Here is a 25139-nt window from a genome sequence, read left to right as displayed (position 1 = left end):
TCATTCATGGCGGGTGTGGTCTCCGGAAACGGCACGGATCGGCGTAAGCAACCAAATCCTACGTCATTTCAACGGTTTGAACCATATCCGCCAACCCCTCGTGAATTATTCGGGCTAGAATGGTTCGTCGGTGTGCTGCAGGGCAATGTCGCGCGCTCGCTCGCGATCATCGCCGTCTGCTTCCTCGGCTTCCTGTTCCTGACCGGCCGCATGGCCTGGCAGGGCGCGATCTCCATCGTCATCGGCATCGCCATCATCTTCGGCGCCGCCGAACTGGTCGACGCCATGAAGACAGCCGGGGGTGTCTGACATGCGTGACGACGCTCCCGATGTCGAACCGCTCATCCAGCCGCTGACCCGGCCGCCGATGTATTTCGGGGTCGATATCATCGTGTTCGTGGTGAACGGGATTTTCGGGATCGTCGTCTTCATCGCGTCGTCGAGTTTCCTGGCGCCGCTGGTCGTCCTGCCCGTCCATTTCATCGGGCTGTACCTCTGCCAGCGGGACATCCACATCGTCCGCGTGGCGCAGGTTTTCCTGTCGATGCGCCGGGCGATCCGTAACCGACGCTTCTGGAAAGCGGGGAGCTACGCCCCATGAATATCGTCAATCACGACCTGAAGTTCGGGCGGGAACGCGCCCGCGATCTTGGGATCGGCACGCATGTTCCCTATCTCCGCCATGTCGACGAAGAAACGATCGTCACCAAGTCCGGCCTGCTGTTGCAGGTCATCCGGCTCTCCGGCCTGCCCTACCAGACGATGGATCAGGCGGAAATCAATGCCCGCCTCGCCAACCGCAACATGACGGTCCGCTCGCTCGGATCGTCACGTTTCGCGCTCTACGCCACCATCATCCGCCGACAGATCAAGCCGGCAATCGACGGCGGTTTCGACAACCCCTTCGCCGACGAGTTGAATGCCCGCTACATGGATGGGCTGCAGCACCGGACGATGTTCGTCAACGAACTGTACCTGACCGTCATTCGCCGGCCGATGACCGGCCGCGCCGGCAAGGTCGATCGCATGTTCGACGTCTTCCGCATGGCGGACAACGAGGTCGAAGCGCGAGGTGAAGCGCTACGCGACCTAAAGGACATGGTGTCCGGCATTGTCGGCGATTTCCGCTCCTACCGCCCGGAAGTCCTTTCCTGCGTCACCCGCGATGGTGGCCTCTATTCCGAACCGGCCGAGTTCTTCGCCAAGATCCTCGCCGCGGGCGATGAGCGGACGATGCCCCTCCCCCGCATGTCACTGGCCGATTACGTCGGGACCGGCCGGATCATGTTCGGCCGCAAGGCAACGGAAATCTGGTCCGCCGACGGCGCGACCTCCAAGGTCGCCGCCATGGTGTCGATCAAGGAATATCCGCCGATGACGACGCCCGGCCAGCTCGACGGACTGCTGCGCCTTCCTTACGAGTTCGTCGTCACACATTCCTTCGCCCCGGAGGACCGCACCACGGTCACCGAGGCGATCGCCACGATCAGCCGGCAGATTTCGAATTCCGACGATGGCGGCACGGCGGTCGAAGACGATATCGAAACGGCGCGCGACCGGCTGGCCTCGGGCGAAGTGGTGTTCGGCAAACATCACATGACGGTGGCGGTGCTTGAGCGCGACCTGCCGCGGCTCAACCGCGCCGTCGCAGACGTCACGGCGGAGCTGGCGCGCATGGGTGTGGTCGCCGTGCGCGAAGACCTCAATCAGGAAGCGGCCTGGTGGGCGCAACTGCCGACCAACTTTTCCTACATTGCCCGGCAGGGGTTAATCTCGTCGGTCAACTTCGCCGGCCTCTTCTCCGCGCACAATTTTCCGTCCGGGCAGACGCAAAAGGTCCATTGGGGCCTGCCGATCTCGCTGCTGGAGACTACCAGCCAGACCGCCTATTTCTTCAATTTCCATGAGGCAGATGTCGGCAACTTCACCGTCATCGGCCCGACCGGCTCGGGCAAGACGGTGGCGCTTTCCTTCCTTCTCGCCCAGGGCATGCGCGTTAACCCGCGGCCGCGCTGCGTCTTCATCGACAAGGATCGCGGTGGCGAGATCTTCGTGCGCGCTATGGGCGGGCGTTATGAGCGACTTTCGCCGGGCGAGCCGACCGGCTTTGCGCCGCTGCAGCTTGAAGACACGCCCGCCAACCGCAGCTTCGGCAAGACGCTGGTCTCTTATCTTGTCACACCGTCGGACCGGGTGCTGAATGCCGAGGAGATGGCGGTCATCTCCGATGCGGTCGACAGCATCTACACCGATTTCGAACGACCACAGCGGCGTCTCGACATGCTGGCGGAAGCGCTTCGCGGCAGGATGCGATCCGGCATTGGCGATCTCGCCGACCGGCTGAAGGAATGGACGACGGGCGACAAGGGCTGGCTGTTCAACAACCCGACCGACAGGCTGGATTTTGCCGGCTCGGTGATCGGCTTCGACATGACTGAGATCCTGTCCGACAAGCGCACGCGCTCGGCGGCGCTCCTCTATATGTTCCATCGTATTCAGGAGATCCTCGACGGCCGCCCCTCGATGATCTTCCTCGACGAAGGCTGGCGCCTGCTCGATGACGAGGTCTTCTCCGGCTTCATCAAGGATTGGCTGAAGACGATCCGCAAGATGAACGGCATAGTCGGCTTCGGCACACAGTCGGCCGCCGACGTGGTGCGTTCCGACCTGCGCAACACGATCATCGAACAGACGATGACCAACATCTTCTTCCCGAATGCGTCGGCCGACGAGGAGAGCTACCGCAAGGCGTTCGGCCTGTCGGAAAAGGAATTCCGCTTCGTGAAGCAGGCAGACAAGACGAGCCGCACCTTCCTCATCAAGCACGCCCAGGACTCGGTGATCGCGCGGCTCGATCTATCGGCGATGCCCGACCTGGTGAAGGTCTTGTCCGGGCGGCCGGAGACGGTGCGCGAGTGCCAGACGCTGCGCGAGACCTATGGCGACGAGCCGGCCGCGTGGCTCCCTCATTTCTGTGGCTGGACCATTCCGGAGGCGGCCGATGCGTAGAACGATCCTGCTCCTGCTTTCTGCCGCGCTCGTCACCGCACCGGCGCCAGCGGCATTCGCCGACATTCCGGTCATCGACGACGATGTGAAGGAAAAGCGGGCGGAGGATGAAGGACATTCCAAGCAGGACACCGAAACACAATCCGACCAGCTCGAAGAGCAAACGGTGACGAACTGCAACATCTCCCAGAAGGAAAAGAACCGCCGTCTCTACCGTTCGCCGGCGCAGGCGGTGAAAGAGGACGCCAAGAACGTCGAATTGATCAAGCATTACGCGGAAAAGTACAATGTGCCGGTCGGCCTCGCCTTGTCGGTGGCGCATACAGAATCCGGCATCTCGACCTGCTCGGGCTCGCCGACCGGCGTCAAGGGCGTGATGCAGCTGACCAAGCGGACCGGCAAGGGCATGGGCTTCGACCGCGACATCAACGAGGAGAACATCGAGGGCGGCGTCAAATACCTCGGCATGGGCGTCAACAAGTGCGGCAGCACCGATTATGCCTGCCTTGCCTCTTGGTACAACGGCTCGACGGCGGCGGAGCAGAAGAATTGGGCCGGCAAGGTCGGCCGGAACCATGGCTGGTTTAATTCATTCGCCGGCGCCTCGAACATCGAGGACATCTCCTCGCCGTCCTATAAATCCTATGTCGATTACGGTTCCGGAGCGACCCGCAGTTCCAACAGCGCGGCGGCGGGCGCGGTCGACCGTGCCGTTTCGGGGATCGACGCAAGCACCGCAGGCGTCCAGGAGGCGGGCCGCCGCATCGATGCGCTGTCGGCGTCGGTCGGCGCGTCGGAGATCTACCAGGATGCCTGGGACGACAACACGCAGGCCCGCGCCGTCAACGCCGAACTGCTGAACAACCTGATCACGGCCCGCAACCTGTTCAACGAACTACTTCAGGCGCGCATGCAGATGAACCTGTCGAAAACGTCCGAGACGGCCAAGACCCTCAAATCCGACACCAAGGTCAATCCCTACAGCTGCGATCCGGTCATTCTCGAACAGATGAAGGTGCCGCGTGAGGACTGGCCGCGCTGCGCCACGGTCGCGGCCGCCGATGCCGAAACCTCGGTCCTGTCGTCCGAAGGCTCGGATGGCGCGATCGGCAACAATCTTCTTTCCATCCAGAACGCCGCCAACGCGGCCGAATAAGGGGGTTCCCATGAATAAGCTGCTCATCGTCTCCGCCGCCCTCGCCTTCTCGACGCCGGCGCTCGCCGATATTCCGGTGATCGACAACACCAATCTCGCCATCGCCAAGAAGAATGCCGAGAACACCGGCGAGATCATGAAAACCAACACCAACATCCTCGAAAAGACCAAGGAGATCCTCGGCGCGCTCTCCGGCAGTCGCGACGGCTCGATGGGGATTTCTTCGACCGGCCTCGGCGGCAATATGTCGGTCTCGGCCGCACCGTCCTTCTCGTCGATCATGAACGGCGGCACGCTGTCTTTCGGCGGCCTCGGCTCCGATGCGCAGAATATCGCCGCGACGCTGATCAACGGCCTTCAACTGGTCAAGCAGGTCAAGGCGATCATCGACGGCGAGGATGCCGGTGCGATGAACAATGCCTTTTCCGGCGCGGTCAACACGGTGGCGCTGCTCTCGGCGCTGACGCAGCAGGCGTCCAAGGGTGTGTCGCAGCGCGAGCAATCGCTTCAGTCGGCGACCGGCCAGATCGGCTCGGCCGAGGACGTGAAGGGATCGGTCGATGCCAATACCCGGATCCAGCTAGAGACGGCGCGCACCATCAACGAGCTGATCGGCGTTTCCAACGGCGCGGTCTCCGCGCTGAACACCGAGATGCAGATGCGGCTGACCCAGCAGTCGGAGACCGCCAAGATGCTGCAATACAAAGACGTCAACCCGTTCAAGTGAGGCCGCATGCGATTGCCCGTTGCCATCATGCTCTCCGGTCTCGCGCTGCTTGGCGGTTGCCAGACGAAAGGCGAGAAGAAAGCTCCCTGCCCGCCGATCTCGAGATATGCCGAGGCCGATGACCTGTGCGGTCCGGCCATGCCGGTCAACGACGTCTTCGCGCCTGTCCTGAAGGAATAGACGGATGGCGGCGACCACGATCATCTCGGACATTTTTTCCAAGCTCGACGCCATCGGCGAGACGTTCATCAAGAACGCCTATGACGGCCTCGCGCTGCAGGTGAATGTCCTATTCGGGTCGATGCTGACACTTTATGTCCTCTGGTGGGGCTACATGATCCTCGCCGGCCGCGATGGCTTCTCGATCCCGGAGGCGGCGTGGCGCCTGGGCCGGGCTTTCTTCATCTACTATATGGCGACGAACTGGGGGGCATTCTCGGCCACGATATATAAGCTCGTGCAGGAGGTGCCAAACCTGATTTCCGACACGATCATCGAGTCGATCGCGGGTTCTGGTGGTGCGCTCGATGGCGGGACGGGCGACACGACGGGCGTCGTGAAGATCCTCGACGCAGTGTTCGAGACCGCTGGTAAGATTTACGAGCAGGTGGCGACCGGCACCTTCGAATATGTCGGCGCTCTCATCGGTGCGATCGTCTTTGTGGTCGCCATGATCTTCATCGCCGTGGCGGCGGCCGCGATCCTCGCCGCCAAGCTGATGTTGTTCATCACGCTGGCATTGGCGCCGGTGTTCATAATCCTCGCCCTCTATCGCTGGACCTTCCGCTTCACCGACGGCTGGCTGTTATTGATGGTCAATCTGATGGTGACGCAGACGTTGATGATGGCGTTTCTCGCCTTCTTGTACCAACTCATCGAGCTGGCCATCAACACGGCCAACAACACCGCGACGGAAAGCAAGCTCTCCTATGTCGCGCCGTTCGTGATCGTCTGCCTGCTCGGGATCGTCGTGTTCCGGTTCATCCCGTCCTTTGCGGCATCCATCGTCGGCGGCAGTGTGCTAGGGCAAGGCGATTCCGCCTTCATCGGCGGGCGACGCTCTTCTGCTTATGCCGGACGCCAGATTACCGGACGCGCTGGGATCCTGCGTGCCGGCCTTGGCCGTCGCCGCACATCGTCGGATGTTCAGGCAGCCCGCGCCCGCGCAATCCAGCGAGAAACCGAAAAGAACGGGCAACTTTGAGGTAGTCTCTCATGCTCATTCTTGGTAACTATAGTTTATCCGAAGGAGAATGGCCGTGGATCACCCCTGGCAAGATGACCGTCGGCGCTTCGCCGCCATGGACGCGCAAAACCGTCTCAACGAAGAGATGGCAGAGAACGATCGCGCCGAATCCAAGAAAGGCGGCGGCTTCGGCTATCTGGTGTTCATGGTCGCTTTTATCTTCTTCAAGCCCTTCGCCGAGTATTGCATCGATCTCTACAACACGCTGGCCGGATACGCTCATAGCCTCGCCGCCGTGTTCGGCTTTTGATCGCGGAGGGCTAGTAATGAGGAACATTGCCTCGACGATGATTGCGCTCGCCTTGCTTGTCCCCGGCACGGCATGGTCACAATCGCCAAGCTCGATCCTGCCTGTGTTGACCGGCGCATATGCACCGGTCGAAGGTGGCTGCGAAGCCGCGGCCGCAGCGTTCATCTATATCGAGGACAAGGGAATCGGTGCGAACAAGACCGCCGGCAAGGTTCTTTCCGTCAAACAGGACGGCGGATCCTATGTTCTCGACGTGCTGTGGGTCGAGGCCGGGTCCGATGAATCCGACGGCGAGCGCGACACGGTGCGCGTCGAGGTGAAGGACGATCGCTCCTTCTACTTCTCCAATACGGTGTCGAAGAAAACGCTGATGAAGCGGTGCAGCTAGGTCTTCGGACGACTGCACTACGGAGCTGAAAGCTCCACGAATCCAGGCAAACCAGCCCTGACCTCAGCACCGATTTGGCCGACAGAGGTGATCGCTCGGCCTGCCTAATAAACTATATTTAACTCCGCAGGATTAGCGGTTTATCGGAAGTCAAATGAGCAACGCAGAGCCAGCCGAACATACACCCGAAACTCCGCCGATCGATCTCACTGCCTACTGGAAAGCCGGCGCCTTGTGGGAGGCGGAGTTGTATCGCAAGGAGCGTCGTTCCCGGAAAATCGCCTGGACCGTCGCGACGGTCGCGGGCATTTCTACACTGCTCAGCCTTTCGGCGCTCAATCTCCTCGTTCCGCTCAAGCAATTCGAGGCCGTGGTGGTGATCGCCGACAAGACGACGGGTTTCGTCGAGGTTGCCCGGTCCCTGAACGAGAGCAAGCTTTCCGAAAACGACGCGATCAAGACCGCCAACATCGTGCGCTATATCCGGGCGCGCGAGACCTATGATCCTCAGGCGCTGAAGGACAATTACGATCTCGCCCAGCTCTATTCGACCGGCCGGGCTTCGTCGGACCTGCGGCATGAATTCGAGCCGTCGAACCCGCAGTCGAAGGACAAGCTACTCGGCCGCACCACGCGCATCGCCGTCACAATCAAATCCGTCTCGTTCCTCAACTCCTCCACCGCGACCGTCCGCTTCTCCACGGAAACGCGGCGCGACAACACCCTGCGGCGCGAGCACTGGGTCTCGGTGGTCCGCTTCCGTTATACGACGGCTCCGCTCAAGAACGAATATCGCTTCGACAATCCGCTTGGCTTCCAGGTCGTGGAATACAGGCGCGACCAGGAATCGTTGCCAGAGGTGCTGCCGGCAGACAAGGCAGGGCGCTGATGCGGAAAGAAACCCTCGCCCTCGCAGCGCTGGCGCTCTTTGCCACGGCGTCCACATCCACAGCAGCCGATCCGCGCATCCGCTACATCACCTTCAACAACAATTCCGTCGTCACCGTACCGACGGGACTCGGCGTCTCGACGATGATCCAGCTCGGTAGCTCCGAGGTGATCGAGACGATCTCGGCCGGCGACACGGCCAGCTGGTCGATTGTCCCCAAAAAGGGCTCCGGCATCCTGTTCGTAAAGCCGCTGCGCGAAAACGCCGAGACTAACGTCAACATCGTCACCAACCAGCGCGTCTATGCCCTGCTGCTGAAGGGATCGGCTGCGGTCGACCTGCGCGCTGCGTTCCAGGTGCGGTTCAAATATCCAGACGAGGATGTCAATGCCCGGCTCCTGGCCGCCGCGCAGGAGAGTGCCAAGGATCCGCTGCTCAAGGATCTCGATCCGAGCCGCCTGAACTACGATTATGTGTTCAAGGGCGACACCAGCCTGAAGCCCCGCGTCGCCTTCGACGACGGCACGCATATGTATCTGGAGTTTCCCGATGAAATCCCCGCCATCTTCGTCGTCGAGGGCAAGCGCCAGGAATCGCTCGTCAACCTGCGCACCCAGGGCAAATACGTGGTGGTCGACAAGATAGCGGCACAGTTCACGCTGCGCGCCGGCGACAAGTGGCTTTGCCTTTATAACCGGCAGGCCAATCGCCAATCCTTCGATCTCATCGAGGACGCCTATGGACCGAAGCGCCTCGGCAGCAAAGAGGAGCGCCAGCGATGAGCAAGATCGATTTCGACCATCTCGACGGGCAAAGCAGCGTCGCCAGCGACCGCAACGGCCGTCTTGGAAAGCTCGCCCTCCCCGTGCTGCTTCTCGTCGGCGCTGGCGTGCTCGCCTATGTCAACTGGCCAGGCGGCCCGCAAACCGCCAACCTGACCGAAGGCACCGGCGAAACCTTCGAAACCTCGAACTCCAGCATCCGCGATTTCCCTGACGAGCCTGTAAAACAGGCGGCCGATCCAAACCTTGTGCAAATTCCGGTCGAGGAAAAGAAGCCGGTGGACTCCGCGACGGTCGACGTCACCGTCAATCAGGGCGACGATCTGGAAAAGCTGCGCCAGATTGAAGAGGAACGTCGCCGCGCGGAGGAAGACCGGCTTCGGGCGGAAGAGGCACGCCGGCGTGCCGAAGAGGACGCGAGGCTTGCCGCGCTAGAGGCAAAGCGCCTGGAAGATGAAGAGAAGGCGCGCTGGGAACGGCTACGCTCGGAACAGATCATCGTCGATGGTTCCGGCCGCGAGAGCCTGGCGGCCGGCGATCAGTCGGTGACGATCGCCGATGACGGCCAGCTCGTCGCCGTGCCGGGCGCGGAAAGCGATGCCAACAAGGCGTTTCTTGCCCAGTCGGAAAAGCAGACCGCCGGCATCGTCAAGGCAACACGGTTCGACCGGACCGACGCACTCGTCGCCCAGGGCACGATGATCCGAGGATTCCTGGAGACGGCGATCAATACGGACCTGCCCGGCATGGTGCGCGCGATCGTGCGCGAGGACGTCCGTTCGCTCGATGGCGCGCGCATCCTCATTCCGAAGGGCTCCCGCCTCATCGGGGAATACAAGTCCGGGCTGGCGCGCGGGCAGAAGCGCATCTTCGTCGTCTGGTCGCGGGTCATCCGCTCCGATGGCCTTTCCGCCGAGATCGCCTCGCCGGGCGCAGATCGGCTCGGCCGCGCCGGGCTGACCGGCGAGATCGACACGCATTTCTGGGAGCGCTTCGGCTCCGCGATCATGCTGTCGGTGATCGGCGGCGCGGCGGAATATGTTGCCGCGCTCGGCGATACCGCGACGGAAAGCGCCCGCTCGATCTCGACGGTCGATCCGATCACCGGTGCGGTCACGACAATCACCACCGAGCCGAGCCGCACGGCCGCCGAAGCCCGCTCGATCGCCGCAGAGAAGTCGTCCGCCATCCTCCAGGACATTGCCAACGAGGCGTTCAAGGAAAGCTCCAAGATCCCACCGACCATTTATGTCGCCCAAGGGGAGTCGATCATCGTCTATCTGCGGCGCGACCTCGATTTCTCCGCCTTCTACGCCGACCCGGTCCGGCAGGAAATGATGCGGCTGAAGCGTGGCGGGCAAATCCGCCGCAATGTCGATCCGACGCCCTATTATCCGGTGGCCCCGGTGTACAAATGAAGCAGTTTCCGTTTCTCGACAAAGCGCTGGAGCGGCTGAGGCCGCTTCTTTCGGATGAGCGCGTCTCCGAAATCTCGGTCAATCGCCCCGGCGAGCTGTTCGTCGAGCGCCTTGGCGTCGGCGGCATGGAACGCGTGGTCGATGCTCAATTTTCCGCCGAATGGATACGGACGCTGAGCGAGCGCGTCGCCGGCTCCACCAACCAGGTCGTCAACGAAGAGCATCCGATCCTGTCGGCGTCCCTCCCGACCGGCGAACGATTCCAGTGCGTCCTGCCGCCGGCCGCCCCCGATGGTGGCGCGATCTCGATCCGTAAGCAGGTCATCCATGACATCGGCCTGGATGTCTACAAGAGCCGTGGCACGTTCGAGCATACAAAGGTTGGTCGGCAGCTCATGCTTTCAGCGGCCGAGGAGGAACTTGCCGCCATGATGCAGGGCGATGTCGACGCCATGCTGTTTCTTCGGACTGCGGTGCGATCGCGGGTGTCGATCGCCGTCTCCGGCGGCACGTCGACCGGCAAGACCACGTTTCTCAACGCGCTCCTGAAAGAAGTGCCGGACGAGGAACGCATCATCACCATCGAGGACACACGCGAGCTGAAGCCGATCACCCCGAACACAGTCGCGCTGCTTGCCTCGAAGGGCGACCAGGGTCGCGCCAAGGTGACGCCGCAGGAATTGCTGGAAGCCTCGCTGCGCATGCGGCCGGATCGGTTGATGCTGGGCGAGCTGCGCGGCGCCGAAGCGTTTTCCTTCCTGCAGGCGATCAATACCGGCCACCCCGGCTCGTTGACGACGGTCCACGCCAACTCGGCACGTTCGGCCTATGACCGCCTGGCGCTGATGGTTATGCAGAGCGGCGTCGCGCTCGAGAAGCAGGAGATCATCGACTACCTGAAGGAGGTTATCCCTGTCGTCGTCCAGCTCGCGCGCCTTCCGGACGGCCGGCGCGTCGTGTCAGAAGTCGTCTTCACCAAGGGAGACACGCTATGAACCCGGCGATCCTGCTGTTCGGGCTGGTTATCGCTGCGGCTGCGGCCGCATTCGTCGCGTCCCTCGCCTATGCCGGCCTCTATTATGCCTTCGACAATTCGCCCTGGATGTTCCAGGTGCTGCAGGACGATATGCTGGCGTCGTATCGCGCGGCGCGGCTCGATCTCGCCGCCGGCGACTGGCACCGGCCGGCGATCGCGGCCGCGGCCGGTCTGCTCGCCGGCGGCGCCATGCTCGTCGCGGCCATGACCGGCAAGAAGAAATCCACGGATGCCCGATTTCTCAGCCCGCTGGAAGCCCGCGCCCTCGGTCTCACGCGCACCGGTGGCGTGTTCGTCGGTCGGATCGGCGGCAGCCTGATCAAGGTTCCGGGCGGCTTCACCCAGCGCGGCTCCGGCCGGCGGCGATTTCTCAAGCCGATGCTGTTTGGCGGCAAGAAGCTCTGGATCGACGGCGATGACGTCGGCGGCTTCGTTATCGGCCCGCCCCGGTCGGGCAAGGGCGCCTCGCTGATCGTGCCGAATTGCCTGCTCTGGCCGGACAGCATTGTCGTGCTCGACATGCGTGGCGAGACCTATGAGGCGACGGCCGGCTTTCGTTCGAAATTCTCCCGCGTCCTGCGTTTCTCGCCGGCCGACGAAAACGGTGACACCGAATGCTATAACCCGCTCGATTTTGTCGCGATCGATCCCGATCAGCGCGACATCGACATCAACTCGATCGCGACGGCACTGCTGCCGACGCCCAAGGGCGATGCCTACTGGATCTCCGACGCTCGCGCCCTGTTCGCCGGCCTCACCTCCTGGGTATTGGAGAACCCCGATATTTTCGACAAGGACAAAAACCTCGGCACGGTCCTCAATGTCGTCGAGGGCGGCGATCGACCGCTGCGGGAATGGCTGGAGGAGGTCGCCAACCCTGAGCTTCGCGCCACCTGGATCAGCTCCTTCACCTACACCACCCTTGCCCGCTTCGCCGTCATGGCCAGCAAGCAGTTCGATGGCGTTTATGGCTCCCTCGCCGCGGCCGTTCGGCCATTCAAGAATAATCGCATCCTGCGCGCGACGGCACGGTCGACCTTCGACATCCGGGCGATGCGCCGCGAGAATATGAGCCTCTATCTGGACTTCCGTATCCAGCAGATCGCCTCGATCGGGCCGATCTTCAACGTGCTGATGGTCCAGTTCATGGACTACATGTCGCGCAACCTGATGAAACGGGACGAGCGGCGCGTGCTGGTCCTGCTCGACGAATTCCAGAACCTGGGCAAGCTCGAAAACGCACTGACCGTCGCCACCGTCCTTGGCGGTTATGGCGTTCCCTGCTGGTTTTTTGTGCAGTCCCTGCGATCGATCGACAACGTCTATACACGCGAAGGGCGGCAGATCCTCGTCAACTCTGCCCGTGCTCAGATCTTCCTTGGCGCACAGGATCCCGAGGATCAGCGATACGTGTCGCAGTTGCTCGGCGAGCGCAAGGAAGTGACGGTCGACAAGGCGGTCTCGACCGGCGTGACGCTGTTTGACCGCAAGGGCGCGACGATGTCACACAAGACCACGATGCGCCCTCTCATGCGGCCGGATGAGTTGGGCGCGATGAACGAGACCCGCTGCATCATCAAGCTGCGCAATCAGCAGCCGATCTTTGGCCTCCGGAACTTCTATTATGCCGACAAGGACCTTCTGAAGCGGGCATGGCTGCAAATTCGGGTGCCATCGAGCAAAGCGGCGATTGATGGGCTAGCCAATGCCGGTATTGAGCGCTCGGAAATCATGGCGGTCCCCTCCAGCGCTTCCAAGATCAACTCGATACCAGGAGCGAAATTTGCTGCGAATTCCTCAGTCGCCATTATGATGCCGTCGAGCCTGCTGCAGGCCGAGCAAGCTCATGAAACGACGCACATAGCCGATCGAATGCAGGGCGCCCGGCAGAATAGCGAAGCGTCCACATCAGGTGATAATCCAGATTTCAAGTCGGCGCTGAAAGCAAGCGTCCAGCGAAAAGCCGAGGCCGAACAATCGATCGAGAAGATCTTGAAAATATTCTATAACTCCCCCGCGAGAAAGAGAGCGATCAAGAAGGTCCAAAAGGAAATCACGTCCGCGCTGGTCGACGACTGAGCCTGTTGTCACACGGTCTGCAGAACGAAATCCTGTCGCCGTCACGGACTAGCGAATATAGCTACCGCCGTTGACGTCGAGCGTGGCACCGTTCAGCGATTCCTGCGAGTAGCGCAGCACAAAGGCGACAAGCTCAGCGATTTCAGCTGGCTCGGTCATATCCCCTATTGGTATGGTATCCACAGTCTCTTCCTCGTCATGAGCGATATACTTCTCCGCCATCTCCGTGCGGACTAAACCCGGAGCGATGGACACTGCCATAACACCTTCCCGACCGAAACTGCTGGCGATCGATTTGGTGAGATTGATCAATGCGGCTTTGGTCGCGCCATGAGGTAGGATATCGGCGGCGGAGCCACGCTGACCGGCTTGGCTGGCCATATTGACGATGCGCCCACCACCTTCGGTTAGAAAATGCCGAATCGCCTCCCTGCAAAGATCGGCCGCTGCAAAGAGATTGAGTTGGAATTCCTTCTGCCACGCAGTCTTCCATGCCGCAGCCGAGCTCTCTATCGAAATTTCGGTAACGATACCCGCATTGTTGACAACGCTGTGAATACGCCCTGCAAAAGCAACGGCTTCCCGCCAAAGTTCGCACGATCCCTCCGCATCAGATAGATCCGCTTGCACAACAAAGCCGTGTCCGCCGATACGGGACAACAGGGCCTCCGCCGCAGCCACATCGTGGCAATAGTGGATAATCGGCCGCGCCCCCTCCAGGGCAAGGCGCTCCACAATAGCTGCCCCTATGCCACCCGATGCCCCCGTGACTAGCACGGTCTGTCCCTGCAAAGGCCTATCTGAATATCGCTCCAACATATGACTCCTTCCCGGATTTCCGCAAACGCTCTGAACCAAGAGAAAATACAAACGCCCGCCAAGTCCGAACCGCGCCCCAATTTCAGGACCCCGTCGAACTGACGAGGCTCGACCGAACACAACCAACGAAACCATGGCCACCTGTCGGCGGGGAAACAGGCCTCTATTTAGGCACGAAGGCACGACAGAATACGAAGTCGAGCGAAACGAAACGAAAAATGAGGCGGTAAGCCTTTGCTGAACAACGGAAAGTTTTTTCTCCCTCCGCCGAACGATGGCAGTGATTTTAAGGAAACGTTCAAGCGCTTGGCCGCAGCGGGCGCGGGACGGCCTATAGAAAACGATGGATTTCCAGCTGGGCCATGGACGCCGGAGCTGCTTGCAGAGGCGATCTCGCAGATTGACGCCAACAAGATTGGTGTCGATCTGCGCACCGTTCAGCTATGGTTCCAGGAAAATGACAAGGGAATTAGCTCCGCCAACATTCGTTGGTTGGCAAGGATTTTTGGGTGCGATGATCCGGTAGCAACCGGTGAATGGCAGGTGGAGTTGAGCAAAGCCCAAGCCCGATTAACGACCAAGAGGCGCGAGGGCAGGAAGGCGGGAACGAACGTGCTTGCAGCAGGGCCAGAAATGCCGCCGACCGCAGCCGCTTCTACCACATCATCCTCCGCGGAGCTGGTAAAGGATATTGGTGCCACGCGGAGAGTCCGGCGCTTAAGTCTGGCGACAAGATCGGAAGCGCTTTTTAGTTGCGAATTCTCTTTAAACCTACCAGCTTCGGTGTTCGCAGGCGCTACCGCTCTTGGATTTTTGTCTTATGTCACAGGGATCCACAGCGCGACTTATGATCGGTCGGATGGCGTTGTTAAGCAGATCGGGTTTCTTTGGGCCCCGAATTGGACATTCGTCTTCATGGTCCTCCTCCCCCTATTCTTCTTACTAGTGACCGAACTTCTGGTCTTTTGGAAGGTCAAGGGACGCACAAAGCTCGCAAAGCACAAAGACCCGATGGAAGGCCACCGTGCCTGGATGAGCAATGTAGAAAGCTCCTCCGCTACTTACAGGGCGGTGTTCCTCGTTTGCATCTTGTTCGCTGGATTGTCTCAGTGGATCGAAGTGTGTTTGATCCCGCTTATGAATGGCAACGGCGAATATGCCATAGATTGGGGGAAATTGGCGATCGTCCGTCCTGACGTAATATCAGTGCCAGAAGAGGTATTATTCACCGCTTCCGCCTACCTTTACATGGCAATTTCCTTCTACATTTTCTTTGCCGGCTTGATTCTGCTTTATACTATCGCGCACGATTGTTGGCGAATTGGAAGGAGCTTGGAAGATGAGGCAATGGGCAATCAGCAATCCGACTTAAACGAGGTCGGTCAGGTGGTGATACGCACAATTTTTCGGTGTACCATTTTGGGGGTATTGGTCGGCATATGCATGAAAGGTCAGAGCTCGTACCTGACATCGACCGAAAAGAACATCGCGGCGTGGCTGATCAACGACATGTCATCCGCAATTCAAGGACGTAGCAGCATCAACGATACAATCGGCTATAGAACGCCGACACACTACAGCAGCCTTCTGGTCGTGACATCAACCTGCATTGTGTTTTTGTTTGGACTGATCCGGCTCGGCCTCGCAAACTGGTCTGATATAACCTTGTGGAAGATGGCGACGATCATCGCGCTTCTCGTTGCGGGCTACTTGTTTACCGGGGCTTTTACTGGCTTCTCGATACTTTTGGGCTTGGGAGTGATTTTCGCGCTTTACGGCCTATTTGATCCGGGATTCGGTCGAGAACGGGCGAGTGAGAAAGGACCGATTCCGAATGCTCCTTAATTGGCTAGATCACTGGGATGAACAGCGCGCGCAGCGTGGTGAGGTCGGAAAGGAAACCGCGATCTTCACGCTTGATGCGGAGCGCGCCTTTTCACTCGCGAGCGGAGTACGAGACATCAACGAATTTTGCTTTCTGGCGGACCAGGCCGTTGCTGATCGCGCTTTCTTCGATGAGCCGAACGGATGCAGCCAAGGTTTTCAGAGGAAAGACATGTGGATCACATTTCCCTCGGACATCTCGACTGACATTGACGAAAATAATTTCGTGTCGGCGAAGCTCACCGAAAGTGGATCGCTCGATCATGCTTTAGTGGTATTCCACCATTGGAATGCAAGCACACGGAATAGTCAGATTGCCAAGTTTTTTTCGCGGCGCGGCATTACAGTTATTGAGATTGCTATGCCATATCACTTTGAACGCAGTCGGCCAGGTTCCTCCTACGCCGATTATATGCTCAGCGCGAATCTCGGCCGAACAATCCAATCTGTACGGCAGGCGGTATGGGACGGTCGAAAACTCATTCGTTGGTTGAAGAATGAAGGCTATAGAAAAATCTCAGTTCTAGGTATGAGCCTGGGCTCCTGGGTTGCAGGACTTGTTGCAGCGCACGACACGACGGTCTCCAAAGCCTCGTTATTTCTAACGGCAGGGAGTTTAGCAGATATGGTTTGGACCGGTCGCGCCACGCGACCGATACGACATGGCCTTGAGCCTGATATTGAGCTCTCTGATCTCAGGAGAGCTTGGGGACCACTTAACATGGAGAATTACGCGGATCGCTTGGCACGACCTGATCTCCATCTCCAGGTTGTGCTGGCTAAGAGAGACAAAGTGGTTCTCCCAGTGTTATCGGAGAGATTCATCAAGAGGCTGGCCGCCGCTGGCGCAAGACCACGTGTCTTGCAATTGAACTGTGGTCACTATTCTCTCGCCACACCGCCTTACATTTTAATAGCAGGCTTGAGCTTGAAACGGTTTCTTTCCTGTGCAGACCAATCCAACCATGGAAGTTAAATCTGGTGTTTGACGCCTAAAGTACCCACATGACGCAATGTCGAGATGGCCGAGAGCGTACGGTATTAAACTGATGGGGTGATGCCCCCTCCGGCCGGCATCAGCGTATGTTGCCTGCTCAGCGCCATGGTGGCGCTTACGGAGGAGAGGCAGATGACAACAGTCACATTCTGGCGATCGACCTCGCGAAGCGGAGCTTTCAGCTTGCCAACAAGAGCAGGGTCTCGCCCATTGCTTCACCTGCGCAAACGCGCATATCTAACCATAAAACTCCAGCCACAAAGGGATGAAGGTCCGGAGTCACAGCAGAAGAGCAAATTAGGATGTCCGTCCAGAAAACATGCTTCTATTTTATTCTCTCGTCAATCACAGTTGCGTTCATCTGGCTTCTCTTGCCTTATTACAGCGCCATTTTCTGGGCAATGGTCCTTGCAATCGTTTTTTACCCGGTTCAGGAAGTACTGGTTCGTAGCTGCGGTGGAAAGAGAAACATCGCCGCACTGCTAACGGTCGTGATCTGCGTATGTTTGGTCATCGTACCTTCTTTCGTAATTCTCGGATCCCTCGTTCAAGAAGGGAGCAATCTGTACAGAAAGTTGAGTACTGAGGAATTCGATATTGCCGGTTATGTTACAAACCTGCACACCATCCTCCCAGCGTTTCTGAAAGACTGGCTGGCGTCGCTGCAAATCGGGAGTATCGAACAAATTCGCGAAAAGATTTCGACAGCCGCCCTGCAGGCAAGCCAGCTTGTTGCCACCCACGTTTTCAGCTTCGGACAGAACACCCTTCAGCTTTTTGTCAGCTTCGGAATTACACTCTATCTCCTTTTTTTCTTATTTAGGGACGGGCCGGAGATTGGTCGGACTTTTCGCAAGGCAATGCCGCTCAGCGATGATCACGCGGAGCATTTTCTGCGGAAATTCACAGCTGTCGTCCAAGCGACAATAAAGGGAAACGTGATCATCGCCCTGACACAGGGTGCAGTTGGTGGTCTGGTATTCTGGGCCCTTGGGATTCAAGCAGCATTGTTATGGGGCATGGTTATGGCGTTCTTTTCCATGCTGCCGGCGGTGGGAGCGGCGATCGTGTGGATTCCGGCCGCGATCTGGCTGATCTTGTCCGGCATGTGGATAAAGGGTTTAATTTTAATCTTGGTCGGTGTCTTTGTTATTGGACTGATCGATAACCTCCTGCGACCGCCGCTTGTCGGCAAGGGAACGCACCTGCCGGACTATGTGATCCTCGTATCGACAGTAGGAGGCATGTCGTTGTTCGGCATTAACGGGTTTGTGATCGGCCCGTTGATCGCGGCGATGTTTATTGCGGCGTGGTCGCTTTTCGCAAAGGAACAGGAAATTTATTGCCCACGCCCTGACAACGATGCTGCTCCGGCATTGCTCAATCGAGAGTAGCCGCAACAAGCTTGAACGGAGAAGCCAAAGTCGCACCCACTGAATTCAACGCAAAAACTCCCGCACGGTTGAGCCGGCTACCCTCTCCATCGCGGCCTGCTGTCACGTCTTGTCATCGATACCCTTTTTAAGAACAACGGTGAAGTCAAACGGTGTTGTCATCAATTGTTGACTAGTGCACGGGTTGGGTAGTAATCGTAAATGACGGCGCAACGGCGCGCAGTTCTCCCAACTGGATCGGCGGGCCTCGTTCTTTAGGCCTTGCCACCGGTTTGGTGAAGCCGCATGGGCAGGCCGCGTGGGGAGAGATCATGGAAATTGATGCGAACGAATTGTCGTTGATCGACCGCTACTGGCGAGCTTCCAATTATCTGTCGGTCGGACAGATTTACCTGCTCGACAATCCGTTGCTGAAAGAGCCGCTAAAGCCTGAACACGTCAAGCCGCGCCTGCTCGGACATTGGGGCACCACGCCCGGCCTCAATTTCATCTACGCGCATCTCAATCGCATCATCCGTGCCCGCGACGAGCACATCATTTACATCTGCGGCCCCGGCCATGGTGGGCCTGGCATGGTTGCCAGTACATATCTTGAAGGCGTCTACAGCGAGATCTATCCGGAAATCGGCGAGGATGAGGCCGGAATGCGCAAGCTGTTCCGGCAGTTTTCGTTCCCGGGCGGCATTCCCAGCCATGTAGCCCCTGAAACACCAGGCTCCATCCATGAGGGCGGCGAATTGGGCTATGCGCTGGTGCATGCCTATGGGGCGGTGTTCGACAATCCCGGTCTCGTCGCTGCCTGCGTGGTCGGCGACGGCGAAGCTGAAACCGGCCCGCTGGCGGCTGCATGGCACTCCAACAAGTTTCTCAATCCGCTTTCGGACGGCACGGTGTTGCCAATCCTACATCTCAACGGCTACAAAATCGCCAATCCTACTGTCCTTGCGCGCCTCTCTGATGAGGAATTGACGCATCTGTTCACCGGCTACGGCTATGAGCCGTTCTTTGTTGAAGGCAGTGAGCCAGAAGACATGCATCGCAAGATGGCGGCAACGCTGGACGCGGTGTTCGATCGCATTGCTGGCATCCGCGAGAAGGCCAGGTCGGATTCGGCGGTGCGTCCACGCTGGCCGATGATCATACTGCGCAGCCCGAAAGGCTGGACTGGACCGAAAGAAGTCGATGGAAAGATTGTCGAGGGGCACTGGCGTTCGCACCAGGTTCCGGTGGCCAATTGCCGCAACGACGAGGGACACCGCCGCATTCTGGAAGAATGGATGCGCAGCTATGATCCCACCGACCTCTTCGATGCACAAGGCACGCTGAAACCCGAGCTTCGGGCCCTCTCGCCAGAGGGTGACAGGCGCATGGGCGCCAATCCCCATACCAATGGTGGCCTCCTGCGCAAAGAGCTGATAACGCCGGATATCCGGGCCTATGCGGTCGCAATATCCGCACCGGGGGGCGTAGAGGAGCAATCCACGAAAATCCTCGGCGATTATCTGCGCGATACGCTGAGCCTCAATGCAGAAAACCGGAACTTCCGGATTTTTGGTCCTGACGAGACTGCGTCCAACCGACTGCAAAGCGTTTTCCAGGTAACGGATCGCGTATGGATGGCCGAAAGGCTCGACACGGACGATCACCTCGCGCCCGAAGGGCGGGTTATGGAGGTGCTATCGGAGCATCTATGCCAAGGATGGCTAGAAGGTTATCTGCTGACCGGGCGCCACGGATTTTTCTCGTGCTACGAGGCCTTCATCCACATCGTCGATTCGATGTTCAACCAACATACCAAATGGCTGAAGACCTCCCGCGAACTACCTTGGAGGAAGCCAGTTTCCTCGCTCAACTATCTGCTGACCTCACATGTATGGCGACAGGATCATAATGGATTCTCGCACCAGGACCCCGGTTTCGTGGATCTGGTTGCCAACAAGAGCTCGGATATCGTTCGCGTCTATCTGCCACCAGACGCCAATACGCTGCTATGGGTTGGCGATCATTGCCTGAAGACTTGGGACCGGGTCAATGTCATTGTCGCCGGCAAACAACCGGCACCACAATGGCTGACCATCGAGGATGCGGTAAAGCATTGCGAGGCGGGCCTTGGCATATGGGACTGGGCGGGCACTGAGGAAGGGCTGGATCCGGATGTGGTAATGGCCTGCGCCGGAGACGTGCCCACCATTGAAACGCTTGCCGCTGTCGATATCCTGCGTCAGGCGCTACCGCGTCTGCGCATTCGTGTGGTCAACGTCGTTGACCTGATGGCGCTGCAAGCGCCGCAGCACCATCCGCACGGCATCTCCGATGAGGAATTCGACCGAATATTCACGCGTGATCGACCGGTGATCTTTGCCTATCATGGCTACCCCTATCTGATCCATCGCCTGGTCTACAAACGCGCCAATCACCCCAATTTCCACGTTCGCGGCTTCATCGAGGAAGGCACCACGACAACACCTTTCGACATGGCGGTTCTCAACGAGCTGGACCGCTTCCATTTGGCGATAGAAGCCGTCGAGAGGCTACCCGTATTGCGAGAGAAGGCAGAGCCGATCCTGGCCACGCTCCGGGAGAAGCTAGTGGAGCACAAGAGCTTCGTCTGTGAGCACGGTGAAGACATGCCGGAAATCCAGAATTGGAAGTGGCCCTATGCCGCCGCGCTACCAGCGAACTAGCAAAACCTCCTAGAAGCCCACACCATATTAGGGCGGCCGCAACGCCCGCCGGCTCTATTCAGAGCATCAGGAATACGGATTTGATTGACGCAATTAGAGGCTCCACTCGCGAGCAGAGATTGATCCTGCCGATGCCGGGGAATGAAGATTTTTCGGTGGAACTTGCCCGACGTGCCAACTACGAACTGGGCGCGCTCGAAACAAGGCGATTTCCTGACGGGGAAAGCTACTCGCGCATCGCATCGGACGTTCGTGGGCGCAGTGTCTACATCGTGTGCAGCCTGTCCCAACCCGATGACCAGTTCCTCTCGCTGGCCTTTACGGCTGACGCGGTACGAGAACTCGGCGCAGCGCGTGTGCATCTGATCGCGCCCTATCTTTGCTACATGCGGCAGGATACGCGCTTTCAGCCTGGAGAGGCCGTGACCTCGCGCACATTCGCACGCCTTCTTTCCTCGCTTTTCGACAGCCTCACAACAGTTGACGCCCATTTGCACCGCTATAAAACGCTCGGTGAAGTTTACTCGATCCCTGCCTTTAACCTCCATTCTGCGCCAGTCATGGCTGAATGGATCGGTAAGAACGTCACCGCTCCTTTCCTGATCGGCCCCGATGAGGAAAGTGCGCAGTGGATCGAAAGCATCGCGTCCGTTTCCGGAGCGCCCTTCGCTGTCCTGCGTAAAACGCGGCATGGCGACCGGAATGTCGTAATCGAGGTGCCTGACCTCTCCGCCTGGAAAGACAGGCAACCTATCCTTGTGGACGATATCGCGTCTTCTGGCCGTACCCTCATCGAAGCCGCCCGACAGATTGCCTCCCAAGGCCTCAAGAAGCCGGTTTGCGCCGTGGTGCACGGGCTATTGGCAGCAGAGGCCTATGCAGAACTCTCCGTTCTGGCAAGCAGGGTCGTATCGACGAACTCCATCCCCCATCCAAGCAACACCATATCGCTGATCGACACGTTTCTGGCGGCGATCGAAACCCGCGCAGACCAACAAACCAAATGAATGCGTTCAGCTCTTAGGAGCGGACCTGACACGAAAGTCTTGACATGCTCAAACTCAAATCACTCGGTGCGGCCGGTACAGTAACTGGAGCGAAGCATCTTCTGGAATTCGATAGTCACCGGATTCTCATCGACTGCGGTCTCTTCCAGGGTCTCAAAAACCTTCGCGAGCAGAACTGGGAGCCGCTGCCAGTTCCGCCGCGTGATATCGACGCCGTGATCCTGACGCATGCGCACCTCGACCACTCCGGCTACCTGCCGCGGCTGGTCCGTGATGGTTTTCGCGGTAAGATATATGCGACGGAAGCCACGCGGGATGTAGCGGAATTGATTCTCAAGGACAGCGCCTTCCTGCAAGAGAAAGACGCGGACTTTCTGAATCAGCACCACTTGTCCAAGCATCAGCCTGCCTTGCCTCTTTACGGTATCAGGGATGCACAGAGGGCGCTGGAGCACTTTACAACAGTCGATTTCAACGAGGTCATCGAGCTTCGCAACGGCGTATCCCTGCAATTCCGCCACGCCGGTCACATCCTCGGTGCGGCAAATGCCGAGATTCAGTGGGGAGGCACCCGCATGATGTTTTCGGGAGACATCGGCCGTTATGGCGATCCGCTATTCCCGGATCCGGTATCCGGAGGGAACGTCGATTACATCATGGTCGAATCGACCTATGGCAACCGCGTGCACTCAGATGAAGATCCAGCCGAAGCGCTCGCTACGGTGGCGGAACGAACAATCAAACGCGGCGGCACGCTTATCATCCCCGCCTTTGCCGTAGGGCGGGCCCAGGAATTGCTTTACCACTTCTGGAAGCTGAAATCTGCTGGCCGTCTCGGCTCCGTTCCCATTTTCCTGGACAGCCCCATGGCGATCGATGCGACGGAACTCATGAGCCGTCATTCGCAGCATCACCGTCTCGATCATGAAACTTGCCGCAAGGCTTTTGGAATAGCCCGCTACACCGATGATGTGGAGGCGTCGAAGGCAATCACTGCGAACCCGTTCCCGAAGATCGTGATCTCTGCATCGGGCATGGCAACGGGCGGCCGTGTTCTGCATCATCTGAAGACGTTCGGGCCAGATCCGAAAAACACCATATTGTTGTCCGGCTTCCAGGCAATGGGAACACGCGGACACGCGCTCCAGCAGGGCGCGAAGGAACTGAAAATTCACGGCATGTGGGTTCCGATCAATGCGGAGGTCGCGCAGATCGGCATGTTGTCCGCCCACGCGGACAGCAATGAGCTCATGCGCTGGCTTTCTGGCTTCAACGAACCGAAACGCGTGTTCATCGTGCATGGAGAGCCGGACGCCTCGGAAGCTCTACGCGTGAGGATCAAACGCGAACTTGGTTGGTCGAGTGTCGTCCCTCGGCAAGATCAGGAATTCCAATTGTGAACTCTGTGAGATCGTCTCACCCACCATTGCGGGCGCGCAGGTTGGGGCTTCATGCACAGCACCAGGCGATTGTCGTCATGCGAACGGATTGTCCTGCCTGCAAATCTGAAGGATTGACGGCACGCTCGCATATTCAGGTGCGAGCCGGCAACAAATGCATTCAGGCCGAATTGTTGCAGATTGATACCGAGTTGCTGCCGATGGGCGATATAGGCCTCTCGCAGGCAGCATGGGAGCTCTTGGCTGTTCAGGATGGGGACGAGGTCGAAATCAGCCATCCTCCCGCCCTCAGCTCTCTGGCACATGTGCGAAGCCGGATTTTTGGCCAGCGGTTCGATCGGACCGGCCTGGACGCGATCATCGCGGATGTGGTTGCTCATCGCTACACCGACGTCCATCTCGCCGCTTTCCTGACCGCAAGCGCTACGCCGCCACTCGATCTGAAGGAAACCATTGATCTCACAGGCGCGATGATTGCCGCCGGTCAACGCCTAAAGTGGGACACTGCAGTTGTTATTGACAAGCATTGCATAGGCGGTCTTCCAGGAAATCGCACGACGCCGATTGTGGTTGCCATTGCCGCGGCCAACGGTCTGATCATGCCGAAGACATCATCGCGGGCGATAACGTCACCTGCCGGAACCGCAGATACAATGGAAACGCTGGCACCGGTGAACCTCGATATTGCAGGCATCCGCCGTGTCGTCCAAGCGGAGGGAGGATGCATAGCCTGGGGCGGGGCGGTACAACTCAGTCCCGCCGACGATATTTTCATTCGGGTTGAACGCGACCTCGACATAGACACGGAAGGGCAACTCGTTGCATCCGTGCTTTCCAAGAAAATCGCCGCTGGATCCACTCACGTCGTAATCGATATTCCAGTCGGACCGACTGCCAAAGTTCGAACGACAGCGGCAGCAGACAGCCTTGCGCAAACGCTGGTTGCGGTCGGCGAACACTTTGGCCTTGCAGTCACCTGTATGAAAACAGACGGTTGCCAGCCGGTCGGCATGGGCATCGGCCCGGCACTTGAGGCGCATGATGTCCTTGCCGTTCTTCAAAATACTCCGGGCGCACCCATGGATTTACGCGAGCGTGCTGCTGCGCTGGCGGGCGCAGCACTCGAAATCGCAGGCGTGGCAGCAAACGGTGGCGGCAAATCTCTTGCGTGCGAAACACTTGACAGTGGTGCTGCCTGGGACAAATTCCGCCGGATCTGCACAGCGCAAGGAGGTATGCGCTCCCCTGGTCATGCTGAACACATCCAGACCATCCGCGCAAAACATGATGGAGTGGTTGTATCAATCGATAACCGAAATCTGGCGCGCGTCGCCAAACTTGCAGGCGCTCCACAATCGTCCGTCTCTGGAATCCGTTTGCTCTCGAAACTGGGAGATGCTGTGGTTAAAGAGCAGCCGATTTTCGAGATCCATACCGCCGTTCAGGGCGAATTAATATATGCGGCAGAATTCTTGCAGCAGATGGGTGACGTAATTCAAATCGAGTCCACCTGATTTAGGCAAGACGATCCTCCGTATTCACAATCGTTTAGCCATACGCTTCAACTATTTTTATTTACCAGCGGTGATTAATTGACGAAATACATTCAACTTTAGTCACAGGATCGGGGTCCGGAAAGAACTGGCAGCCTATAATTTTTTTATTATCCTGCCGCGCCTTCAGTCTACCGCGACCAACTATCATTGCGGCCCAAGCTTAACGACCATATGTATTATCGGACTGAAGAAGTGGGCAAAGGATCGTTGATCTTCGGCTGGCACGCCTGTGGCTATGATCGAGCCGCAGCACCTGGAAGTCATTACCTGCACGCTTGAGAAAGGGTCTTATACGGCCGCTCACTGATCAAAACCCATAGGCCCATTCTCTGCGCCCGATCGACATGATGCGCCAGGGCTGGCTTTCGAGCTTCCGCCAGGCATCGCAGCAATGATCGACGATGTCGTCGTATGATTT

22 protein-coding genes are annotated in these 25139 nt (G+C 58.7%); 21 read left to right on the top strand and 1 reads right to left on the bottom strand.

Annotated elements, in window-relative coordinates:
* From P9A16_RS34240 to P9A16_RS34175, 14 genes are all read left to right on the top strand, one after another.
* On the top strand, window positions 1-309 hold a 309-nt coding region (locus P9A16_RS34240; protein WP_278026478.1), incomplete at its 5' end, for a TrbC/VirB2 family protein.
* A 1-nt stretch (window position 310) separates the two neighbouring features.
* Window positions 311-601, top strand: a complete 291-nt coding sequence (locus tag P9A16_RS34235) for a type IV secretion system protein VirB3 (protein ID WP_050746483.1) — start codon at window positions 311-313, stop codon at window positions 599-601.
* Complete coding sequence (locus tag P9A16_RS34230) at window positions 598-3009, top strand: VirB4 family type IV secretion/conjugal transfer ATPase (RefSeq protein ID WP_050746484.1); 2412 nt, start codon at window positions 598-600, stop codon at window positions 3007-3009. Before P9A16_RS34235 ends, P9A16_RS34230 begins: the two co-directional genes overlap by 4 nt.
* The gene (locus tag P9A16_RS34225; protein ID WP_050746485.1) at window positions 3002-4165 is read left to right on the top strand and encodes a transglycosylase SLT domain-containing protein; all 1164 of its coding nucleotides are present in this window, start codon (window positions 3002-3004) and stop codon (window positions 4163-4165) included. The genes P9A16_RS34230 and P9A16_RS34225 overlap by 8 nt, the downstream gene beginning before the upstream one ends.
* A gap of 10 nt (window positions 4166-4175) precedes the next feature.
* Entirely contained in the window at window positions 4176-4892 is a 717-nt protein-coding gene (locus P9A16_RS34220) for a type IV secretion system protein (protein ID WP_050746486.1), read from the top strand.
* 6 nt (window positions 4893-4898) lie between these two features.
* Window positions 4899-5072, top strand: a complete 174-nt coding sequence (locus P9A16_RS34215; RefSeq protein ID WP_156334161.1) for a hypothetical protein — start codon at window positions 4899-4901, stop codon at window positions 5070-5072.
* Between the two features lie 4 nt (window positions 5073-5076).
* Window positions 5077-6096, top strand: a complete 1020-nt coding sequence (locus tag P9A16_RS34210; RefSeq protein ID WP_050746487.1) for a type IV secretion system protein — start codon at window positions 5077-5079, stop codon at window positions 6094-6096.
* A 55-nt stretch (window positions 6097-6151) separates the two neighbouring features.
* Window positions 6152-6388, top strand: coding sequence for a hypothetical protein (locus tag P9A16_RS34205; RefSeq protein WP_053190910.1), 237 nt, complete (start codon window positions 6152-6154; stop codon window positions 6386-6388).
* A 37-nt stretch (window positions 6389-6425) separates the two neighbouring features.
* Window positions 6426-6776: a hypothetical protein gene (locus P9A16_RS34200; protein ID WP_156334162.1), complete on the top strand. Its 351-nt coding sequence runs from the start codon at window positions 6426-6428 to the stop codon at window positions 6774-6776.
* A 154-nt stretch (window positions 6777-6930) separates the two neighbouring features.
* Window positions 6931-7665: a virB8 family protein gene (locus P9A16_RS34195; RefSeq protein ID WP_050746490.1), complete on the top strand. Its 735-nt coding sequence runs from the start codon at window positions 6931-6933 to the stop codon at window positions 7663-7665.
* The gene (locus P9A16_RS34190) at window positions 7665-8447 is read left to right on the top strand and encodes a TrbG/VirB9 family P-type conjugative transfer protein (protein WP_050746491.1); all 783 of its coding nucleotides are present in this window, start codon (window positions 7665-7667) and stop codon (window positions 8445-8447) included. The genes P9A16_RS34195 and P9A16_RS34190 overlap by 1 nt, the downstream gene beginning before the upstream one ends.
* Complete coding sequence (gene virB10 / locus P9A16_RS34185; RefSeq protein WP_050746492.1) at window positions 8444-9865, top strand: type IV secretion system protein VirB10; 1422 nt, start codon at window positions 8444-8446, stop codon at window positions 9863-9865. The genes P9A16_RS34190 and virB10 overlap by 4 nt, the downstream gene beginning before the upstream one ends.
* On the top strand, window positions 9862-10860 hold the full coding sequence (virB11, locus tag P9A16_RS34180) for a P-type DNA transfer ATPase VirB11 (RefSeq protein ID WP_050746493.1): 999 nt from the start codon (window positions 9862-9864) through the stop codon (window positions 10858-10860). The genes virB10 and virB11 overlap by 4 nt, the downstream gene beginning before the upstream one ends.
* A gap of 107 nt (window positions 10861-10967) precedes the next feature.
* On the top strand, window positions 10968-12980 hold the full coding sequence (locus tag P9A16_RS34175) for a type IV secretory system conjugative DNA transfer family protein (RefSeq protein WP_278026477.1): 2013 nt from the start codon (window positions 10968-10970) through the stop codon (window positions 12978-12980).
* A gap of 48 nt (window positions 12981-13028) precedes the next feature.
* Here P9A16_RS34175 and P9A16_RS34170 read toward each other — a convergent pair whose 3' ends face one another.
* Complete coding sequence (locus P9A16_RS34170; RefSeq protein ID WP_050746495.1) at window positions 13029-13799, bottom strand: SDR family NAD(P)-dependent oxidoreductase; 771 nt, start codon at window positions 13797-13799, stop codon at window positions 13029-13031.
* A 234-nt stretch (window positions 13800-14033) separates the two neighbouring features.
* Here P9A16_RS34170 and P9A16_RS34165 point away from each other — a divergent pair, with 234 nt between their 5' ends.
* From P9A16_RS34165 to P9A16_RS34135, 7 genes are all read left to right on the top strand, one after another.
* Entirely contained in the window at window positions 14034-15644 is a 1611-nt protein-coding gene (locus P9A16_RS34165; protein ID WP_050746496.1) for an RcgA family putative transporter, read from the top strand.
* Window positions 15634-16659, top strand: a complete 1026-nt coding sequence (locus P9A16_RS34160) for an RcgR family putative quorum lactone hydrolase (protein ID WP_082342782.1) — start codon at window positions 15634-15636, stop codon at window positions 16657-16659. Before P9A16_RS34165 ends, P9A16_RS34160 begins: the two co-directional genes overlap by 11 nt.
* A 323-nt stretch (window positions 16660-16982) precedes the next feature.
* Window positions 16983-18074 (top strand): AI-2E family transporter, encoded by a 1092-nt coding sequence (locus P9A16_RS34155; protein WP_050746968.1) that lies wholly within the window; start codon window positions 16983-16985, stop codon window positions 18072-18074.
* Window positions 18075-18385: 311 nt separating this feature from the next.
* On the top strand, window positions 18386-20758 hold the full coding sequence (locus tag P9A16_RS34150) for a phosphoketolase family protein (RefSeq protein WP_050746969.1): 2373 nt from the start codon (window positions 18386-18388) through the stop codon (window positions 20756-20758).
* Window positions 20759-20877: 119 nt separating this feature from the next.
* Window positions 20878-21765, top strand: coding sequence for a ribose-phosphate pyrophosphokinase (locus P9A16_RS34145; protein WP_256364434.1), 888 nt, complete (start codon window positions 20878-20880; stop codon window positions 21763-21765).
* 44 nt (window positions 21766-21809) lie between these two features.
* The gene (locus tag P9A16_RS34140; RefSeq protein ID WP_050746970.1) at window positions 21810-23165 is read left to right on the top strand and encodes an MBL fold metallo-hydrolase RNA specificity domain-containing protein; all 1356 of its coding nucleotides are present in this window, start codon (window positions 21810-21812) and stop codon (window positions 23163-23165) included.
* Window positions 23162-24679 carry a thymidine phosphorylase family protein gene (locus tag P9A16_RS34135; protein ID WP_443021761.1) on the top strand — a complete coding sequence of 506 codons (1518 nt, stop codon included), beginning with the start codon at window positions 23162-23164 and terminating at the stop codon, window positions 24677-24679. The genes P9A16_RS34140 and P9A16_RS34135 overlap by 4 nt, the downstream gene beginning before the upstream one ends.
* The last annotated feature ends 460 nt before the right edge of the window (window positions 24680-25139 follow it).

The organism is Shinella sp. 838 (genome assembly GCF_029623935.1).
Classification (GTDB): Bacteria; Pseudomonadota; Alphaproteobacteria; order Rhizobiales; family Rhizobiaceae; genus Shinella.
This window is presented reverse-complemented; position numbering and strand designations above follow the sequence as displayed.

Coding starts and splice junctions, on each gene's coding strand:
- P9A16_RS34235 (WP_050746483.1), top strand. CDS start 311: ATGCGTGACGACGCTCCCGATGTCGAACCGCTCATCCAGCCGCTGACC.
- P9A16_RS34230 (WP_050746484.1), top strand. CDS start 598: ATGAATATCGTCAATCACGACCTGAAGTTCGGGCGGGAACGCGCCCGC.
- P9A16_RS34225 (WP_050746485.1), top strand. CDS start 3,002: ATGCGTAGAACGATCCTGCTCCTGCTTTCTGCCGCGCTCGTCACCGCA.
- P9A16_RS34220 (WP_050746486.1), top strand. CDS start 4,176: ATGAATAAGCTGCTCATCGTCTCCGCCGCCCTCGCCTTCTCGACGCCG.
- P9A16_RS34215 (WP_156334161.1), top strand. CDS start 4,899: ATGCGATTGCCCGTTGCCATCATGCTCTCCGGTCTCGCGCTGCTTGGC.
- P9A16_RS34210 (WP_050746487.1), top strand. CDS start 5,077: ATGGCGGCGACCACGATCATCTCGGACATTTTTTCCAAGCTCGACGCC.
- P9A16_RS34200 (WP_156334162.1), top strand. CDS start 6,426: ATGATTGCGCTCGCCTTGCTTGTCCCCGGCACGGCATGGTCACAATCG.
- P9A16_RS34195 (WP_050746490.1), top strand. CDS start 6,931: ATGAGCAACGCAGAGCCAGCCGAACATACACCCGAAACTCCGCCGATC.
- P9A16_RS34190 (WP_050746491.1), top strand. CDS start 7,665: ATGCGGAAAGAAACCCTCGCCCTCGCAGCGCTGGCGCTCTTTGCCACG.
- virB10 (WP_050746492.1), top strand. CDS start 8,444: ATGAGCAAGATCGATTTCGACCATCTCGACGGGCAAAGCAGCGTCGCC.
- virB11 (WP_050746493.1), top strand. CDS start 9,862: ATGAAGCAGTTTCCGTTTCTCGACAAAGCGCTGGAGCGGCTGAGGCCG.
- P9A16_RS34175 (WP_278026477.1), top strand. CDS start 10,968: ATGTTCCAGGTGCTGCAGGACGATATGCTGGCGTCGTATCGCGCGGCG.
- P9A16_RS34170 (WP_050746495.1), bottom strand. CDS start 13,799: ATGTTGGAGCGATATTCAGATAGGCCTTTGCAGGGACAGACCGTGCTA.
- P9A16_RS34160 (WP_082342782.1), top strand. CDS start 15,634: ATGCTCCTTAATTGGCTAGATCACTGGGATGAACAGCGCGCGCAGCGT.
- P9A16_RS34155 (WP_050746968.1), top strand. CDS start 16,983: ATGTCCGTCCAGAAAACATGCTTCTATTTTATTCTCTCGTCAATCACA.
- P9A16_RS34150 (WP_050746969.1), top strand. CDS start 18,386: ATGGAAATTGATGCGAACGAATTGTCGTTGATCGACCGCTACTGGCGA.
- P9A16_RS34140 (WP_050746970.1), top strand. CDS start 21,810: ATGCTCAAACTCAAATCACTCGGTGCGGCCGGTACAGTAACTGGAGCG.